The 18,099-nt window shown below is 64.9% G+C and carries 19 protein-coding genes; 6 read left to right on the top strand and 13 right to left on the bottom strand.

All coding sequences use genetic code 11. The annotated features are described in order from the left end of the window. The first annotated feature begins 40 nt into the window (after positions 1-40). Entirely contained in the window at positions 41-2,257 is a 2,217-nt protein-coding gene (locus tag KT882_RS08925; protein ID WP_228895377.1) for a S9 family peptidase, read from the top strand. 100 nt (positions 2,258-2,357) lie between these two features. Here the strand turns inward: KT882_RS08925 and KT882_RS08920 are convergent, their stop codons facing one another. From KT882_RS08920 to KT882_RS08910, 3 genes are all read right to left on the bottom strand, one after another. Beyond that, positions 2,358-2,549: a CsbD family protein gene (locus KT882_RS08920; RefSeq protein ID WP_107877867.1), complete on the bottom strand. Its 192-nt coding sequence runs from the start codon at positions 2,547-2,549 to the stop codon at positions 2,358-2,360. Between the two features lie 107 nt (positions 2,550-2,656). Further along, positions 2,657-3,295, bottom strand: coding sequence for a class I SAM-dependent methyltransferase (locus tag KT882_RS08915; RefSeq protein ID WP_228895375.1), 639 nt, complete (start codon positions 3,293-3,295; stop codon positions 2,657-2,659). A gap of 9 nt (positions 3,296-3,304) precedes the next feature. Next, positions 3,305-5,326 carry a M13 family metallopeptidase gene (locus tag KT882_RS08910; RefSeq protein WP_228895374.1) on the bottom strand — a complete coding sequence of 674 codons (2,022 nt, stop codon included), beginning with the start codon at positions 5,324-5,326 and terminating at the stop codon, positions 3,305-3,307. 234 nt (positions 5,327-5,560) lie between these two features. Between KT882_RS08910 and KT882_RS08905 the strand changes: the two genes are divergently transcribed. Both KT882_RS08905 and KT882_RS08900 read left to right on the top strand, forming a co-directional pair. Continuing rightward, positions 5,561-6,388 (top strand): HDOD domain-containing protein, encoded by an 828-nt coding sequence (locus tag KT882_RS08905; RefSeq protein WP_161072424.1) that lies wholly within the window; start codon positions 5,561-5,563, stop codon positions 6,386-6,388. 172 nt (positions 6,389-6,560) lie between these two features. Beyond that, on the top strand, positions 6,561-6,842 hold the full coding sequence (locus KT882_RS08900; protein ID WP_228895371.1) for a flagellar protein FliT: 282 nt from the start codon (positions 6,561-6,563) through the stop codon (positions 6,840-6,842). Positions 6,843-6,946: 104 nt separating this feature from the next. On the opposite strand, the gene KT882_RS08895 is transcribed toward KT882_RS08900, so the two are convergent. Together KT882_RS08895 and KT882_RS08890 are read right to left on the bottom strand one after the other, a co-directional pair. Continuing rightward, complete coding sequence (locus KT882_RS08895; protein ID WP_228895369.1) at positions 6,947-8,164, bottom strand: aminotransferase class I/II-fold pyridoxal phosphate-dependent enzyme; 1,218 nt, start codon at positions 8,162-8,164, stop codon at positions 6,947-6,949. A gap of 179 nt (positions 8,165-8,343) precedes the next feature. Continuing rightward, positions 8,344-9,555 carry a type IV pilus assembly protein FimV gene (locus KT882_RS08890; RefSeq protein ID WP_228895367.1) on the bottom strand — a complete coding sequence of 404 codons (1,212 nt, stop codon included), beginning with the start codon at positions 9,553-9,555 and terminating at the stop codon, positions 8,344-8,346. A gap of 184 nt (positions 9,556-9,739) precedes the next feature. Here KT882_RS08890 and fumC point away from each other — a divergent pair, with 184 nt between their 5' ends. From fumC to KT882_RS08875, 3 genes are all read left to right on the top strand, one after another. Continuing rightward, positions 9,740-11,137, top strand: coding sequence for a class II fumarate hydratase (gene fumC / locus KT882_RS08885; protein WP_161072428.1), 1,398 nt, complete (start codon positions 9,740-9,742; stop codon positions 11,135-11,137). A gap of 48 nt (positions 11,138-11,185) precedes the next feature. After that, complete coding sequence (locus KT882_RS08880; protein WP_161072429.1) at positions 11,186-11,422, top strand: RNA-binding S4 domain-containing protein; 237 nt, start codon at positions 11,186-11,188, stop codon at positions 11,420-11,422. 106 nt (positions 11,423-11,528) lie between these two features. Further along, entirely contained in the window at positions 11,529-11,813 is a 285-nt protein-coding gene (locus KT882_RS08875) for a DUF883 domain-containing protein (protein ID WP_161072430.1), read from the top strand. Here the strand turns inward: KT882_RS08875 and KT882_RS08870 are convergent. From KT882_RS08870 to KT882_RS08835, 8 genes are all read right to left on the bottom strand, one after another. Next, positions 11,810-12,280: a DoxX family protein gene (locus KT882_RS08870; protein WP_228895366.1), complete on the bottom strand. Its 471-nt coding sequence runs from the start codon at positions 12,278-12,280 to the stop codon at positions 11,810-11,812. The genes KT882_RS08875 and KT882_RS08870 overlap by 4 nt on opposite strands. A gap of 41 nt (positions 12,281-12,321) precedes the next feature. Next, a complete protein-coding gene (gene bufB / locus KT882_RS08865) occupies positions 12,322-13,995 on the bottom strand; it encodes an MNIO family bufferin maturase (protein WP_228895364.1) in 1,674 nt (557 codons plus the stop codon). Between the two features lie 27 nt (positions 13,996-14,022). After that, complete coding sequence (locus KT882_RS08860; RefSeq protein WP_161072433.1) at positions 14,023-14,292, bottom strand: BufA1 family periplasmic bufferin-type metallophore; 270 nt, start codon at positions 14,290-14,292, stop codon at positions 14,023-14,025. A 176-nt stretch (positions 14,293-14,468) separates the two neighbouring features. Beyond that, entirely contained in the window at positions 14,469-14,651 is a 183-nt protein-coding gene (locus tag KT882_RS08855; protein WP_228895362.1) for a hypothetical protein, read from the bottom strand. Between the two features lie 163 nt (positions 14,652-14,814). Beyond that, complete coding sequence (locus KT882_RS08850) at positions 14,815-14,991, bottom strand: YjfB family protein (protein ID WP_228895360.1); 177 nt, start codon at positions 14,989-14,991, stop codon at positions 14,815-14,817. A 76-nt stretch (positions 14,992-15,067) separates the two neighbouring features. Continuing rightward, on the bottom strand, positions 15,068-15,613 hold the full coding sequence (gene mobB, locus KT882_RS08845; RefSeq protein ID WP_228895358.1) for a molybdopterin-guanine dinucleotide biosynthesis protein B: 546 nt from the start codon (positions 15,611-15,613) through the stop codon (positions 15,068-15,070). An 11-nt stretch (positions 15,614-15,624) separates the two neighbouring features. Next, a complete protein-coding gene (locus KT882_RS08840; RefSeq protein WP_161072437.1) occupies positions 15,625-16,401 on the bottom strand; it encodes a general secretion pathway protein GspB in 777 nt (258 codons plus the stop codon). A gap of 1 nt (position 16,402) precedes the next feature. Next, positions 16,403-18,070 (bottom strand): AAA family ATPase, encoded by a 1,668-nt coding sequence (locus KT882_RS08835; RefSeq protein ID WP_161072438.1) that lies wholly within the window; start codon positions 18,068-18,070, stop codon positions 16,403-16,405. Positions 18,071-18,099 lie beyond the last annotated feature (29 nt).

The raw sequence follows: 18,099 nt of genomic DNA, 5'->3' as shown, positions 1-18,099 counted from the left end.
CTGGTATTGTCTTGCCCACACGAACATTTCGGGACCACACATGCGCTTTATTCTCTCCTTCCTGGCATTGGCAGCAGCCATGCCCGTCCATGCTGAACGTCTGACCCTGGACCGCATCTACGGCGACCAGGCCCTGGCCGGCGCCGGTGTGCGCAGCCTGAAGGTGTCGCCGGACGGCGCCCGCGTCACCTTCCTGCGCGGCCGCGACGACAACCAGTACCAGCTGGACCTGTGGGAATTCAATATGAAGGACAAGACCCAGCACCGCCTGGTCGACTCCAAGACCCTGGTGCCCGAGGAAAACCTGTCCGACGCGGAAAAAGCCAAGCGCGAGCGCGAACGCACCGCCAGCCTGAAAGGCATCCTGAGCTACAGCTGGTCGCCGGACGGCAAGCAGCTGCTGGTGCCCATCGCCGGCAACCTCTACCTGATCGACACGGCCAAGCCGGACGCGGCCCGCCTGGTGGCCTCCGGCGCCGTGCTGGACCCGAAAATTTCGCCGCAGGGCCGCTATGTGTCCTTCGTGCGCAACCAGAACCTGTTCGTGATCGACCTGTCCACCGGCAAGGAGCGCCAGCTCACCACCGACGGCGCCGGCCAGGTCCACAACGGCGAAGCCGAATTCATCGCCCAGGAAGAAATGGGCCAGCGCACCGGCTACTACTGGGCGCCGGACGACAGCGCCATCGCCTACAAGCGCTATGACGAAAGCCAGGTGCCGGTGGCGCGCCGCTTTGAAATCTACGCCGACCGCACCGACGTGGTCGAACAGCGCTACCCGGCCGCAGGCGACCCCAACGTGACCGTGCAGCTGAAAATCGTTTCCCCGGCCAGCGGCGAAACGCGCGACGTGGACCTGGGCGGCAACCCGGACATCTACCTGGTGCGCGCCGACTGGAGCGGCAACAGCAAGGCCCTGCTGTACCAGCGCCAGAGCCGCGACCAGAAGACCCTGGAACTGGTGTCGGTGGACGCCGCCACGCTAAAACAGCGCGTGCTGCTGACCGAAAAATCGGACACCTGGACCACCATCCACGACGACCTGCGCTTCCTGAAAAACCGCGACGCCTTCATCTGGTCGTCCGAGCGCAGCGGCCGCAACCACCTCTACCTGTACAGCCTGGACGGCAAGCTGCTGCACGCCATCAGCAAGGGCGAGTGGGGCATCGACAACGTGCTGGCGGTGGACGAGAAGGCCGGCAAGGTCTACATCGCCTCCAACCGCGACGCCGTGGTCGACAAGCAGACCTACGTGCTGGCCCTGGACGGCAGCACGGCCGACAAGCCCAAACGCATCACCCAGGGCGACGGCTGGCACGACGCCTCCTTCTCGCGCAACGGCGAAGTCTTCGTCGACACCTACTCCAGCCCCAGCATTCCGCCGCAGGTCAGCATCCGCCGTCCGGACGGCAGCATGGTGGACTGGCTGGAGCACAACGAGCTGAACGACAAGCACCCCTACGCCAAGTTCCAGGCCGACCACCTGCCCACCGAGTTCGGCACCCTGCCCGCCAAAGACGGCCAGACCCTGTACTACTCGATGATCAAGCCCTACAAGTTTGACGCCAGCAAGCGCTACCCGGTCTACCTGTCCACCTACGGCGGCCCGCACTCGCAGCACGTGTCGCGTAAATGGGGCAACTACTTCGACCAGTACATGGCGCAGCAAGGCTTCGTGGTGTTCCGCCTGGACAACCGCGGCTCCTCGCGCCGCGAGCGCGTCTTCACCGACGCCAACTACAAGCGGCTGGGCACGGTGGAAGTGGAAGACCAATTGGCCGGCGTGGAATGGCTGGGCAAGCAAAGCTTCGTGGACGCCAAGCGCATCGGCGTATTCGGCTGGAGCTACGGCGGCTTCATGACCTTGCGCCTGCTGTCGCAAGCGTCGGACAAGATCGCCATGGGCGTGTCGGTGGCGCCGGTGACGGACTGGAAACTGTACGACACCCACTACACCGAACAGTTCATGAGCACGCCGAAGGACAACGCCGAAGGCTACAAGCAGGCCAGCATCTTCCCGCACGTGGACGGCCTGAAGTCGCCGCTGCTGCTGATGCACGGCATGGCCGACGACAACGTACTGTTCACCAACACCACGCGCATGATAGACGCGCTGGTCAAGCGCAACGTCCGTTTCGAGCTGATGACCTACCCCGGCGCCAAGCACGGCATCTCCGGCACCACCAGCCAGCGCCACGTGTACGGCAACATCGAAGCCTTCTTCAAGAAGAACCTCAAGCCCGATACGGTGCAATAAAACAAAAAAGGGGTCAGGGTTAATTAATCCTTCCGGAAAAACTAACCCTGACCCCATTTTGCTTGCCAGAGAGCCCGCGTACTGCGGGCTTTTTTATGGCTTAGCGGTTGCCGCGGTCGATGGCGTCCTTGACTGCTTCCTTGGCGTCGCCTACGCCTTTTTGCAGCTTGCCTTCGGACTGCTTGGCCAGGCCCTTGGCCTGCTGCTCGGAGCTGCCCACCAGCTTGCCAGCTTCTTCCTGAACTTTACCGGCGATGTCTTTCGCTTTACCTTTGACTTGGTCCTTGTTCATGATGCTCTCCTTGGTTGGTTAGGCTCACACGCAGATGCGGTGTGCTGGAGTGCATCCTATCCTTTGAGCATGCCTGCTTCTGTACGCCAGCGCACGCTAACGGTCCATCAGGCTATCGGCTTGCGCCACAGGCTGGCCAGCCAGGGCTGCTGCTCGCGCGGCAGGCCGGGCGGACGGTAGTAATGGCCGAGCGGCTCGAAGCCGGCGGCGGTCAGATAGCGTTCCCAGGTTTCGTAGTCGTAATAGCTGCCGTAGCGCGGGCCGTTCCAGCCTTCGCGGTTGTCGCCGCGCGGGTTGGAACTAAACAGCACGCCGTCCGGCTTCAGGGCGGCGTACAGGCGCAGCAGCACGTCCGGCAAGGCGGCGCTGGGGATGTGGAACAGGGAGGCGTTGGCGAAGATGCCGTCGAAGGCGCCGGCGGGCAGGTCCAGCGCCACGAAGTCCTGGCGCCAGACCTCGCAGCCGCTCCATTCCCGCGCCATGCGGACAAACTCCGCCGAGCCGTCGACGCCGACGGCAACATGGCCCAGTTCGGTGAAAGTCTTGAGATCGCGCCCCGGCCCGCATCCCAGGTCGAGGATGCGGTACGGGGTTGCGGACCGGATGGCGCCCAGCAGCGCCGACACGTTCTGGCTCACGTCGTGGTCGCGCGTGCCCTCGAAAAACTGCTGCGCGCTGTGTTCGTAGTGCCGCAGCGTGGCCTGCGTGATCCGCGTGATGCTGTCGATGTCTTTGTCCGGTTCCATCCCCCTACTTTACCAGACGCGCACGCGCTGCTCCGGCGCCAGGTACAACTGCTGCCCTGGCTGCACATTGAAAGCCTTGTACCAGGCGTCCAGATTGCGCACGGTGTAGGTGCGCCATTTCGAGGGCGCGTGTCCGTCCGTCATCACCTGGCGGCGCAGCGACTGCTCGCGCGCCAGCCCGCGCCAGCTCTGCGCGTAGCCCAGGAAGAAGTCGCGGTCGTCGGCTTGCGGATTGGCGGCCTTGAAGGCGTCGTAGGACGCGGCCAGGCCGGCCAGGTCGGACAGGTTCTCGCTCAGCGTCAGCTGGCCGTTGATGGGCAGGTCGGCAAACGGCTTGTAGGCGGAGTACTGCGCCACCAGCGCGCCGGAGGCGGTCTTGAAGTGCGCCGCGTCGGACGGGGTCCACCAGTCGCGCAGGCGGCCCTGGGAGTCGAACTGGGAGCCGGTGTCGTCAAAGCTGTGGCTGATTTCATGGCCGATGACCGAACCGATGGCGCCGTAGTTCAGCGCGTCCGGCCCTTTAGGATCGAAGAACGGCGGCTGCAGTATGGCGGCCGGGAAATTCAGCGCGTTCTGCATCGGCATATTCACGGCGTTCACCAGTTGCGGCGGCATGCACCATTCCTTGCTGTCGACCGGCTGGTGCAGCTTGGCCAGCTGCTGCTGGTAGTGCAGCCTGGAGGCGCGCTCGGCGTTGCCGTGGGCGTCGTCCGCTTTCACGGCCAGCGGACCGTAGGAGGTGAATTTATCGGGATAGCCGACGCCGACGTAGAGCGCGTCCAGCTTGGCGTGCGCTTCCTTGCGGGTGGCGGGCGCCATCCAGTCCAGCTTGTCGATGCGGACGTGGAAGGCTTGCACGATATTGCTGACCATGTGCTGCAGCTTGGCCTTGGCCTCCGGCGGGAAATAGGTGGAGACGTAGAGTTTGCCCACCGCGTCCGGCATGCCGTCGTTGACGGCGGCCAGGGCGCGCTTCCAGCGCACCGCCATTTGCGGCGTGCCGCCCAGCGTGCGGCCGTAGAAGTCGAAATGCTGCTCGGTGTAGGCTTGCGGCAAGTGGCCGGCGCTGGTGTTGATGGCGTGGAAGGCGAGGAAGTCTTTCCAGGCGTCCAGCGAACACTCTTTCACCAGCGCGGCCACGCCCACCACGGCGCTGGGGTGCCACAGGATGAAGCTTTGCTGCTTGCCCAGGCCTGCGTATTTGAGGAACAGCTTCCAGTCCATGCCGGGCGCTTTCTGGCTGAAATCGGCCACGGTCCAGGTGTTATTGGCTTTCATGACGTCGGCCGAGTCTTCGCGGCTGGCGTGGGTCAGCGCCAGCTTGCGCTCCAGTTCAAACACGCGGGCGGCGCGGGTTTCCGGGTCGCTATAGCCGGCCAGCTTGAACATGGCGGCGATGTGGGCCTGGTAGGCGGTGCGCAGCTTGTGCATGCGCTCGTTGTCTTCCAGGTAGTAGACGCGGTCCGGCAGGCCCAGGCCGCCCTGCAGCAGGTAAGGCATGTTGCGCTTGGGGTCGTTCAGGCCCTGGGCCACCCACAGGCCGAAGATGTTTTCGGTATGGAATTCGGTGGCGTTGAGCGGATCGACGTCGGCGCGCACGGTGGCGGCCAGCATCCTGGTCAGCTCGGTCTTGTCGGCGATGGCGCCGATTTTTTTCAGCGCCGGCCGCAGCGGCTCCACGCCCTTGGCTTCAATCGCGGCCTCGTTCATGAAGGCCAGGTAGTAATCGCTCACTTTGCGCGCTTCCGCGCCAGCGTGCTTGTCGCCCTGCACCGCTTCGATCAGCTTGATGATGCGCTGGTTGGTGTCTTCGGCCAGTTGGGCCATCGAGCTCCAGCTGCCCCGGTCGGCCGGGATCTGGGTGGTTGCCAGCCAGTTGCCGTTGGCGTAGGCAAAGAAGTCGTCGCCAGGCAGCAGCGCGGCCTTGGCGGCGGAGACCGGCGCGTCTGCCTGGGCCGCATAGCAAGGGGCCAGCGCCTGGAGGGCGCCGGCCAGCGCGAAGCCGAGTACGGTCTTGATGGGTGCGTGCATGTCTTGTTCCTGTTGTTGTGTTTTTAAACGGCGTGGTACGCCAGACTCCACTCTAAGCAAGCGCACAGCGGGAAGCCAGCGCCGCGCGACAGACTGCAAAATATGGGGATGCACTGCAGAATACGGGGAATGCGGTGCATCCATGCTACGCACAGTGCAAAAAGGCCACAACGAAACAAGGAATCCCTATATAGTTCACTTACAGCAACGCATACAAAACAAGGAGAGCCCCCTATGAAACTTGAAGCCCTTTTCCAGAACCCGACTGCGTTGCCTACGGCTCCCAAAGTTGTCGAAGAACTGATCAGCAGCTTTGATAAAGCCAGCGTTTCCACCGAGGAAATCGCGAAGAAACTGTCCGCCGATCCCGTCCTGAGCGCCAAGCTGCTGCGCCTGGCCAACTCGGCCTACTACCATGTCTCGCGCAGCATCGGCACGGTGGAAGACGCCGTGCTCATGCTGGGCTTTGTCACCGTGCGCACGCTGGTGATCAGCTCCGGCCTGGTCAGCGGCTTCAAAACGGTGCCCGGCCTGGACCTGAAGCAATTCTGGCGCTACAGCCTGTACACCGCCTGCTCGGCCAAGTGGATCGCCAAAAAGACCAAGGAAAATACCGACCTCGCCTTCACCATCGGCATGATGCACGCCATCGGCCAGCTGGTGATGCACGCCGCCATGCCGGAACAGGCCATGCAGCTGGACAAGGTCGCCGGCCCGCTGGACTCGCGCCGCCTGGACGCCGAACAAGCGTCGCTGGCCTACACCTTTGCCGACGTGGGCGCTGAGCTGGCCAAGCGCTGGAAGTTCCCGGAAGCCTTCTCCGAGACCATCATGGCCTTCCCCGACCCGATGAACCACGAGCACGGCACCCGCCTGGCCGGCATCATCCACCTGGCCGCCTGGCGCGCGCGGGTCGAGGAAAACAAGCTGACGGACGAGGAAATCGAAGCCTGCTATCCGACCGAGATCGCCGAAGAGCTGGGCCTGGAGCCGAACGCGCTGATCGACGACATGCCGCCGCCTAGCGAGCTGAGCGCCGGTCTGGAAGAACTGGTCAAGTAAGAATCACGCCCCGCCCCCGAGGCCGGCGCCGCCCTTCGAGGCCGCGCCGGCCTTGTCTTTTTCACCACCCCAAAAATAATTTCAAAATATTTTTAAAAAACCCTAAAGTTCCCGAACGGCATGACGTTAATCCAGACAAGCAGTAATCCATTTTTACTTTTCAGGATGCGCCATGACCTCCAACGAAGTGCTCGCCATGTACGAAAATGTTGCCACCTTGACCAATAACATGGTGATGGCAGCGCGCGCAAGCGACTGGGAGAGCCTGGGCCGCCTGGAAAACCAGACCGCCGTGGCCACCGCGACCGTAGCGGCGGGCGCCACCGTGGCCCCGCTGGAAGGCGCCGCCCGCCAGCGCAAGATCGACCTGCTCAAGCAAATCCTGGCCAACGACCGCGCCGTGCGCGACGTCACCGAGCCATGGCTGAACCGCGTTCCCGGCATGCCGCAATAAGCCGCCCCGCCCCAACGACAAAAGCGCCTTCACGGCGCTTTTTTATTTCCATAGCCGAAAAAAGGGGTCAGACCCCTTTTGGCTTTTCGGCAAGGCTTACATGCTTATTGGCTGATTGCTACGCGCAGGGAGAGGGCGATGCCTTTGGCGGCCTGGCGGATTTCGTCCAGCGAGGGGAAGCTGGGGGCGATGCGGATGTGGCTGTCTTCGGGGTCCAGTCCGTAGGGATAGGCGGCGCCGGCCGGGGTCAGCGTGATGCCGGCTTCCTTGGCCAGCGCGATGGTGCGCTTGGCGGCGCCCGGCGGGGTGACCAGGTCGATGAAGTAGCCGCCCTTGGGACGGGTCCAGCTTACGCCGGGCACGCTGCCGAGATGCTCTTCGAACAGGGCCAGCACGGTGTCGAACTTGGGCTTGAGCAGCGCGCGGTGCTGCTCCATCAGCGCTTCGACCGTGGCCTTGTTTTTCAGGAAACGCACGTGGCGCAGCTGGTTGACCTTGTCCGGGCCGATGCTGCGGATGCCGGAATGCTTGGTCCACCAGGCGATATTGGCCGGCGACGCGGCCAGCGCGGCCACGCCGGAGCCTGCCCAGCTGACCTTGGAGCTGGACGCGAACACGATGGCGCGGTCCGGATTGCCGGCCTTGGCACACTCGTCCAGGATATTGGCCATGCAGATTTTCTCGTCGCCCAGGTGGTGGAAGCGGTAGGCGTCGTCCCACATCAGGCGGAAGTCGGGGGCGGCGGTTTTCATCGCGGCCAGGCGGCGCACCACCTCGTCCGAGTAGACCACGCCGCCCGGGTTGCTGTACTTTGGCACGCACCACATGCCCTTGATGCTGGCGTCCGAGGCCACCAGGCGCTCGACCAGGTCCATGTCCAGGCCGTCTTCCGTCATCGGAATGTTGACCATCTTGATGCCGCGCTGTTCGCAGATGGCGAAGTGGCGGTCGTAGCCCGGTACCGGGCACAGGAAGGTGACCGGCTGCGCGCCCATCCACGGCGCATGGCCGGGCACGCCCAGCAGCAGGCTGTAGACGATCACGTCGTGCATCAGCGACAGGCTGGCGCTGCTGTCGACCACCACTTGCGCGGCCGGCACGTCCAGCAGTTCGCCGAACAGGGCGCGCGCTTCGGGCAGGCCCACGCCGCCGCCGTAGTTGCGGGTGTCGGTGCCGTCGTGCGCGGCGTAGCCGTCCAGCGCGGCCATCAGCGCGTTGGACAGGTCCAGCTGTTCAGGCGCGGGCTTGCCGCGCGACATGTCGAGTTTCAGGCCGAGTTGCTTGAATTCGTCGTATTGGGACTGTAATGGTGCGGTGCTCATGATGCCTTTCCTGGGGATTGAAAGCGGGTGCGCAGTGCGCGGGCACCACCCAGCGCCTGTCGCCAGGCGGGAGCGCTGGCGGATGCTGGTTTAGCTGGACTGAGGGGGATGGGTGCAGCAAAGCACGGCATGAGTATATCGCGTTTCGCGCCGCACTGCCGAGGCCGCCCTTATGGCGGTTATTCTTTTTCGGGTATGGCGGCTTCGGCAGGCGCAGGCTCGGCTTCGGCGGCTATTTTGTCCTTGCGCCAGCCTTGCCAGACCTTCAGCGGGGCGGTGGAGAATTTGATCTTCTTGCGGCGGATCAGGTAGTACAGCAGGCCGCCAAGCAGCGCCAGCAGCAGGACGCCGCCTATCACCATGGTGGTGGTGTTCACGCCGCCGGGCTCGCGTTTCTTTTTGCCGTTGGCCTTGGGCGGCGTGGACGCGGGAGTAACAGCGTCTGCCTTGTTCGCCGCCTCGGGCGCGCTGGCGGCGGCAGAAGCGCCGGCCGATGCTGCGGCAGCCGTCTCGCTGGCGGACGCGGCCGACGCCGCGGCTGATGCGGCCGAGGCAGCAGCAGGCGCGGCGGCTGTTGCGGCGCCCGCCCCCAGCGCGGCCTGCAATTGCTTGACCTTGCCTTCCAGATCGATCAGTTTGGTCTTCAGTTCAGCATTGGTCTGGTCCAGCGCGAGGCATTGCTGGGCCTCGCCGTCCGGCTGCCCTGCGGCGCAGACGCCCGCCTTGGCGCCGGCTTTGCTTTTGGCGACACGCGGCTCCGGGCCGAGCTTGATGGGCACAGCAGCCGGCCCCGGCTTAACCTCGGCGCCGGCCTGCTCAGCTGCGGGGCCGGTGTTGCCGACCGTGCCGCCGGCCGCATCACGCGCCGCGTTCGCCGCTGCGCGCATCCTGGCCGCGCGCAAGGCCGCTGCGCGGTTGGCCGCCGCTTGGGCGTCCTGCGCGCCGCGTTCCGCCTCGGACAAGCCGCCCGCAGACGGCGCGGCAAGCTGAGGCCGTGGTGCGGGCAGCGGCGCGGGCGCAGGCAAAGGCGCAGGTTCGGGCGTCAGCCACAAGGTTGCCGACCGCACGCTGGCCCGCGCCCCCGTCCCCAGTTCCACAAACAGATGCAGCAATTCCGCATCCACCGGCTGGAAAGTCGTCAAATGCAGAAACTGCCGGTTGTCGCGCTTCACCACCGTCATACGCAGCGACGACAGCACCGGATTCATGCGCACATTCGCGCCCTGGTACACATTCGCCCCCGCCAGCCTGACCTGCACGCCTGCCAGATCCTCCGGCGCCAGCATCACCAGCTCTATGTCGGCCGACAATTGCTGCCCTATGTGCGAACGCACCACCACGTCGCCCAGCTCGGCCGCCAGGGAAGCGGACGACAGGACGGCTGCCAGCACAAGGCCGCCGGCGCGAAGGGCAAGAAAACGGTAAGGACGACGCTGCATGTATTCGGGGTCGCTAAGCTGCGAATTTCTAAAGTGTAACAGTCTTAACGGCTGGAATTTTCCGTTTTGAAGTCCTGCGCCGGAAATTGGACTCTGCGCTACACTAATTGCATATTCCACCATGACAGAGGCATCCATGAGCATCCGTACCGAGCGCGACAGTTTTGGACCTATCGACGTCCCCGCCGGGCAGCTGTGGGGCGCGCAAACCCAGCGCTCGCTGGAACACTTCGCCATCTCCACCGAACGCATGCCGCCCGAGCTGATCCATGCGCTGGCCAGCGTCAAGCGCGCCGCCGCGCGCGTCAACCTGGACCTGGGCCTGCTGGACGAAGCCAAGGCCGGCGCCATCACCCAGGCGGCCGACGAGGTGCTGGCGGGCAAGCACCCAAGCGAATTCCCGCTGGCCGTGTGGCAAACCGGTTCCGGCACCCAGTCCAATATGAATATGAACGAGGTGCTGGCCAACCGGGGCTCCGAGATCCTGGGCGGCGAGCGCGGCGAAAAGCGCTTGCTGCACCCGAACGACCATGTGAACATGGGCCAGTCGTCCAACGACATCTTCCCCACCGCCATCCACGTCGCCTCGGCCAACGCGCTGGCGCACACCGTGCTGCCGGCGCTGCGCGACCTGCGCGCCACGCTGGACGCCAAGGCCAAGGCCTTCGCCGGCATCGTCAAGATCGGCCGCACCCATTTGCAGGACGCCACGCCGCTGACCCTGGGCCAGGAATTTTCCGGCTATGTGGCGCAGCTGGACTACGCGGACCTGGGCATCACCGCCGCCCTGCCCCCGCTGCTGGAACTGGCCGCCGGCGGCACGGCGGTGGGCACCGGCCTGAACGCGCATCCGGAATACGCCACCCGCATCGCAGCCGAGCTGGCGGACCGCCTGCAGCTGCCGTTCCAGACCGCCGACAATAAATTCGCCGCGCTGGCCGGGCACGACGCGCTGGTGGCGGCCCACGGCGCCATGAAAACCCTGGCGACCGCGCTGATGAAAATCGCCAACGACGTGCGCTGGATGGCGTCCGGTCCGCGCTCCGGCCTCGGCGAGATCACCATCCCGGAAAACGAACCGGGCAGCTCCATCATGCCAGGCAAGGTCAACCCTACCCAGTGCGAAGCCGTTACCATGCTGTGCTGCCAGGTGTTCGGCAACGACGTGGCCATTACCGTCGGCGGCGCCTCGGGCAATTTCGAGCTGAACGTCTACAAGCCATTGATCGCGCACAACTTCCTGCAAAGCGCGCGCCTGCTGGGCGATGGCATGCGCAGCTTCGATCACCATTGCGCCCAGGGCATAGAGCCCAATCTGGGCCGTATCAGCGAGCTGATGGAGCGTTCGCTGATGCTGGTCACTGCGCTGGCGCCGCATATCGGCTATGATCGCGCCGCGCAAATCGCCAAGAAAGCGCAGCATGAGGGCACAACGCTGAAGGAAGCGGCGCTGGCGCTGGGTTTTGTCAGCGCCGAACAGTTTGAACGGTGGATAGTTCCGCTGGAGATGACGCAACCCAACGCCCATGGGTGATTTTTTTAATAACTGAACTACAAGTCATCGCGACTGAGGATAAAATAAATGCAAAAGGTTAGTTTTGAACTGACGTCGGAATTCATCGAATTGAACCAGCTGTTGAAGAATGTCGGCCTGTGCGACAGCGGCGGCGCCGGCAAGGTGCTGGTGGCCAGCGGCCAGGTGAAGGTCGACGGCAAGCAGGAGTTGCGCAAGACCTGCAAAATACGCGCAGGCCAGCAAGTAAGCGTAGGCGATGTGCGCATCAGCGTTCTCGGCGACAGCGGTGCGGACGGCGCTTGATAGAGCAAATTTACTTGCATTTGAGCAATCTGCCGCTAAGCTGAAAGCGGGACGGGCCGTGCCTGTTCCGCAAAATAGTGCTCAACCAGCTGGAGGGGGAGGCGCCATGGACGGCCCTGAACAGAAGCTGCAAAACCAGGAGCGCCTGATCGGCGATTTGCGGCAGGTCATCGAGAACGCGGAAGAACTCCTGAAAAATACCGACCAGTGCACCAGCGCGCTGTACCAGAGCGCGCGCGCCAAACTCACCCAGGCGCTGCTGGCCGCCACCGAAGAACTGGCGCGGTTTGAAGACGCGCAACTGGCCCGCATGATCGCCGCCACCCACTCCGCCAACCTGCAATTCCACGACATCAGCGGCGAGGCCAAGCTGATGCGCGCCTTCCGCTAAATCCGGCCCTGGCGCTGGCGCGCAATCAGCGAGTCCAGCGAAAAGCGGCCCGGCCCGAACGCCACCAGCACCAGCAGCATCACGCCCCAGAAGAAATGGTCGTTGACCGCGGCCGGGCATTCAAAACTGAACAGCTGCGGGTAGGACAGCACCGCCACCGCGTTGACAAAGAACAACGCCAGCGCCGCCGGGCGCGAAAACAATCCTACGAACAGCAGCAGCGGCAGCACCAGTTCGCCGCCCGCGCCCATGTAGGCGGCCAAGTCCGGCGGCAACAGCGGCACTTTGTATTCGTCGTGGAACAGCGCCAGCGTGGCGCTCCAGTCGTTCAGCTTGGCCAGTCCGGCTTTCATGAACTGCCAGCCCACGTACAGGCGCAGCGCCAGGCTGGCCACGGAGCCGCCCCAGTCGCTCAGCGCGGCGTCGTAGCGGGTGGACAGGCGATGCAATGCAAACAGATTTTTCATGTTGGTCTCGTTTCAGTCGGGAGGCAGCCGGAGCTGCGGGTTCAAGCTATGGTGCTGAACACGGCGTGCTCCAGCCATTGCTGCAAATGCGCGGCAACGTCGAAGGTTTCGTCGATATCGAAGGAGGCATCCAGCGCGGCGCCGAAGTTGCCGCCGCCGTGCAGCACGGCCAAGGCGGCGTGGCTGGCCGGACTCAGGGGCAGCACTTCCGTCTTCCAGCGCGGGCGGGCGATCAGCGCATGGCTGGGCGCTTCCATCACCCCGGGGAACGGCGGGCCATCGGGCTGATGGGCTTGCCATAGCTGCACCACGCTGTAATCGAAGGCGAGCGGGATGCACGCTGGCCGCAGCGCCAGACAGGCGTCCTCGATTGCTTCGGGTGGCACGGCGGCCAGATCGGCGGCGGTCATGGCGGGCGCGTCGGCGGCGTAATGGGCGCGGTGCAGCGACCATTCCAGGCGGGCCATGTCGGGCAGGTAAGGCAGCTCGGCCGTGTGCGGGAAGGTGCGCAGGAAACTGGCGAATTCGGCGCCGAACTGGTTCAGGTCGCCGCTGGAGGACGGGTGGGCGCGGCCGTATTCGGCACTCAGCGCGTCGAAGAATTCCTCGCCCACCAGTTGCGCGATCACCGGGTAGGCGCTGGATAAAGTCTTGCGCCAGGTGACGGTGAGGTTGCCGCGATACAGGGCGTAGCCATGCTCCTTGCCCTCGCCCTGGAAGGCCGCCAGCGCCGGGGCGGACTCGGCAATGTTGAGCAGGCCGGCGGCGAAGGCTTGCTGAGAGGCGGCCAGCGCGTCGCCATCGGCAGAGGCGGCGGCAGGCGCCGCTTGCAGCGGCGCAAAGCTTACGCCGGCGCTACCGGCGGCACCAGCACCCTGCCCTGCCGCCACGCGCTCGGCGATGGCGGCGGCCTTGTCCGCTTCGGCCAGCAGCACGTCCAGCGCAGGAATATCGGTATCCCACTCAATCAGCGTGGGCAGCGGGCCGAAGCGGCGCAGGGCCGCCTCGTACAAGACCCAGACGGGCGCGGCGACTTGCGCGCCGTGGTGGTCGATCACCGCGTCCGGTGTCGCCAGGTGACCGGCCAGGTGGAACTCGCCCACCGTGCCCGGCGCAATCGCGGCGATGGCGGCCAGCGCGTCCTCGCCGTGGTTGCATTGATTCACATACAGATTATTGATGTCCAGCAGCAGCCCGCAACCGGTGCGCCGCGCCAAGGCTGCCAAAAACTCCGCCTCGCTCATCGCATCGTCGCGGAAGCGCACATAGGTGGACACGTTTTCCAGCAATATCCTGCGCTGCAGCTTGTCCTGCACGCGATGCACGCGCTCGCTGAGCAAGTCCAGCGCGGCGGCGTTGAGCGCCAGCGGCAGCAGGTCGTTCAAATGCCGCCCGAACACCGCGCCCCAGCTCAAATGCTCGGACACCAGCGCCGGCTGCACCGCCCGCACCAGCACCCGCACACGCTCAAGATGCTGCTCGGAAAAGCCGCGCGCAGAACCCAGTCCCAGCCCCACGCCATGCAAGCTGAGCGGATAGTCGCGCCGCAATTCCTGCAGCACATGCCAGTCCCATCCGCCCTGGTCGAGATAGTTCTCGGTGTGGACTTCCAGCCAGCCGGCGCGCGGCCGCTGCTCCAGGAACTGGCGGTAATGCGGCGCCCTCAGGCCGACGCCGGCGCCCAGGGCATGGGCCGGATGGGCGCTGTGCGGCATGGCGAGGGCTCCGTGGTCCGCAGGTGATTACTTGGCTGGCGCGGTGGTCTTGCCGCCGGCTTTTTCGCACGTGCCCTTGGCCACGTACTTCCACTCGGTCGGCGCGTTGTCGGCCTTGGCTTGTCCGGCGCAGGAATGCGAGCCGTTGGACGAAGCGCAATCATTCTGGCCGGCTTTGACCACGCCGAAGCATTTTTCCTTGTCGCCGGCTGGTTCCATGCCTGCCGAGGCGCTAACGGAAGCGGCGCTGCAGACGGTTGCCAGGGCTGCGGCGATCAGGGCTTGACGCTTGTTCATGTGTATCTCCTTTGGGTAAGTTATCGTTTCCAGTGCGCAGAAATCTGCGGCTGAAGCATAGTCGCGCACTGTGCCAGCATCCTTACACATTTTTTTAGATTTACAAAAAGAAAAAGCCCGGAGTCACCGAGGCAGTGAATCCGGGCTAGCTGGTGCGCGCGGGGCGCGTCAGGACATTAAGCGGCTGGTGCTGCTTTTTTGGCCTTTTTGTGTGCGGCTTTCTTGTGCGTTGCCTTCTTGTGCACGGCTTTCTTGTGCATTGGAGCGGCAGCAGGTTCAGCGGCGGCGACAGGCGCCTGTGCAAAAGCGGTGCCCATGGCGAAGGTGGCGGCGATAGCAGCGGCGATCAGTTTCTTCATTTGGTGTTCCCTCGATGTTGTCCGTAAGAATTCCTACGTAGGGCATTAACGCCGCACGCCGGGAATCTGTTGACGTGATTTTGAAGAGATTGTGAAACTTTTTTTGCGTTTGCAAACAATAGCGGGCGCGCCTGCCCGCAAGCAGGCAGGGTGCCGCCGGATACTACGCGGTGGTGTTGATGGTGTTGCCGAGATTCGAAGGCAGATTCGACGCCTTGGGTACGGGCGGGATCGCTTCAATCAGCGCCTGCGCGCTGGAAGCCTGGATGTCCTGGGCTTTTTTCTGCACGGCCACAGCCACGTCTTGCTTGGTGCCGGTATCGGCAATGCTGGTTGCCAACCGGGCAATTCCTGTAACGTCCATGACTTCCTCCACTATGGGCTATCCCCTGTTTACGGACGTTTTTTTGCAAGCTTTAGGCCGCCGGTGAAATAATTTTTATGCGCTGGGCCAGCCAGGCCAGGATGGTGGGGCGATGGTTCAGGTCCAGCCAGGCCAGGCCATCGCGCAATCCAGGGGGCGCAGGCTGGTCGGAGGCGACCGCCACGATGTTCGGGTCGGCCGGATACAGGGGCGCGCGGCCAGTGTCCGGGCGGTAGACCTCCAGCTTGTCGAAAGGATAGGACTTGAAGCCTTCAACCAGGGTCAGGTCGGCTGGCGCCAGGCGGGCCAACTGCTCGTCCAGCGTGGGCTCGGGCGCGCCGCGCAGCTCTTGGATAATGGCGAAACGGAATGGCGACGCCACCATCACTTCGGCCGCGCCCGCCATGCGCAGGCGGGCGGAATCCTTGCGCGGCGGCTCCAGTTCCAGGTCATGATGGCTATGCTTGATGACGTTGACGCGCAAGCCTTGCGCTGCCAGTTGCGCCACCAGAAACTCCAGCAGCGTGGTCTTGCCGCTGCCCGAAGTGCCGACGATGCCGACGACATTGCCGGGGAGCGGGGGATGTTCTGGATGCATCAGGGATTCTTTCAGTACGGCACGCGGTAGCGGTAGCCTTTGAAGGTGAAGATGGCGGCCTTGGGCAGCAGTTTCTCGAGTACCAGGCCGGGAGCCACCTCCTCGCCTTCGTGGCGCAGGATTTTGTCGATCAGCACCAGGCGGTCGGCGGGGTTGCGCGAGTACATATAGCCGCCCATGGTGATCTGCGGGATGCTGCGCTGGATAGGTTCGGGCAGGTCGCGCAGCAGCTGGACGGGTTCCTCGGGGGCTTCGGCGGCGCGCGGCGCGGGTGCCGGAGGCTGCGCCTTTGCCGGCTCGGGAGCAATCTGCGCTTGCGGCGCGGCGGGTGCGCTTGCAGCGGGCCGGGCCAGCGGCGCGGGAGCCGGGACTGGCACAGGCGCGGCCTGATGCGCCGGGGCAACAGACGCTTGCGCTGGAGCGGCAACGGGCGGCGCAGGCGGCACGGCGGAAGGCAAGGGCACCGCAGCAGACGGCGCTGCGGCGGGCGCATCCAGCGCGGCTGGCGGCACAGGCTGAGAAACAGGCGCAGGCGATGCCGCCACAGGTGCAGTGGCTGCCACTTGCGCCGCACTGGTCAGAACGGCAGGCGCAGGCTGCTGGCGCCAAAGCAGTACGGCGGCGCCCACGATTACAACGGCGCCGGCCGCCAGCGCCAGCGGCTTCCAGCGCGCGCCGCCTGTGCCGCGCGGAACGGCCGCATCGAGCGTCGGCGCATGGATGGTCGGCGTGGCGCCCAGCTGGCGTTCGGCCTGCGCCTTCTTGAGCGCTTCCAGAATGTACGACATATTATTTCCCCGCCACGGCAACGCCGGGCTTTGCTGGTGCCAGCAGGCGCGGTTCATTCACGCCGCCGAGCTGATTCAGCCTGATGAAAGTCTTCGGTCCCGCCACGCCATCGGCCTTCAGATTCTGGCTGAGCTGGAACTCGCGCAACAGGCGCTGGGTCTCCGCGTCCATGGGGCGGTTCTCCTGGGGCGGCTTGCCGCCGTGCAGGGACGCCAGCCGCTTGGCCAGCCAGTCCACGTCCGGCCCGTGATCGCCCGCCGACACCTCGTCGCGCCAGCCGCGCGGCGCGCGCCACAGCGTAATGAAGCTGCCGTCGAAGCGGCTGGCCAGCGCATCCAATCGCACGGTCTCGCGTTTGCCCGCGATGTCCAGCGTGGCGCCCTGCCCGTCCATCGCCGTCAGCATCGCGAAGCGCGGCGTGGTTGGGTCGTCGATCAGCTTCAACACGACCGGACGGTCCAGCAGGCGCACATCATCCAGGCCGCCCTTGCCGAACAGGCAGCGCAAATTCTGCTTCGCCGCCGCCGGGCAAAACTCCCCGGACGGAACAGTTTGTCCCCACAGCGCTGCCATCTGCCGCAACGCCACGTCCGATGTCGCCGCCACGGTGCCTGACCCCGCCAAATTGGCGACTCCTGACCCCGGCGCGGCGGCGCCGCCATTCACAACGGCGCCGGATTGCGGCATTTTGGCGGCGCCTGACCCTGCCACATTGGCAGTTCCTGGCCCCGCCATGGGCACGGAATGCGGCATCAGTTGCCAAGCGGCGATGGCGGTGAGGACGGCGCCGGCCAGGACGCCGGCGGCGATGGGGAGCCATGGCCGCGCCACGGTCGCTGCGCCCGTTTCGGTGGCGAACACTTCCGCTGCGGCGCGCCGCAGGATTTTGCGCGTGACTTGCTGCGCGTTTTCCACGTAGGCGCCCAGCATGGCGCGGTCGCACAGCAGGTTGATGCGGCGCGGAACGCCCTTCGTCAGCTGGTGGATCTGCTGCATCAGCCCGCCCGGGAACGGCGCCACGCCCACCGCGCCCGCCACCGCCAGCCGGTGCCCGATATAGCTGCCGGTTTCCTCCACCGACAGCGAGCCCAGGTGATAGCGCGCGATCACGCGCTGCGCCAGCTGCTCCAGCTCCGGCCGGGCCAGCATGGACCGCAGCTCGGGCTGGCCGATCAGGATGATTTGCAGCAGCTTGCGCTCGCTGGTCTCCAGGTTGGTCAGCAGGCGCAGCTGCTCGAGCACGTCGGCCGACAGGTTCTGCGCCTCGTCGATAATCAGCACATTGTTGCGGCCCTGCGCGTGGCTGGCCAGCAGGTGCTGGTTGATCGCGTCCACATAGCCCTTCACGCTGACCGCCCCCGCGCCCTGCGGCGGCAGCGTGATGCGGAACTCGTCGCAGACCGACAGCAGCAGCTCCTCCACCGTCAGCTTGGGATTGAAGATATAGCCCAGCTGGCAATTCTCGGGAATCTGCTCCATGAAGCAGCGGCACACGGTGGTTTTGCCGGCGCCGATTTCGCCGGTCAGCAGCACGAAGCCGCCGCCGCTGCCAACGCCGTACAGCAGGTGCGCCAGCGCTTCGCGGTGGCGTTCGCTCATGTACAGATAGCGCGGGTCGGGCGCGATGGAAAACGGCGATTGTTTCAGATTGAAAAATTGCGTGTACATGTAGTCCCTGGATGAGCACCACCGCAGCG

Origin of the sequence: Pseudoduganella aquatica, assembly GCF_020865585.1 — a bacterium.
Classification (GTDB): domain Bacteria; phylum Pseudomonadota; class Gammaproteobacteria; order Burkholderiales; family Burkholderiaceae_D; genus Rugamonas; species Rugamonas aquatica_A.
Note: the sequence above shows the minus strand (reverse complement) of the source record. Positions and strands in the feature narration are given on the sequence as shown.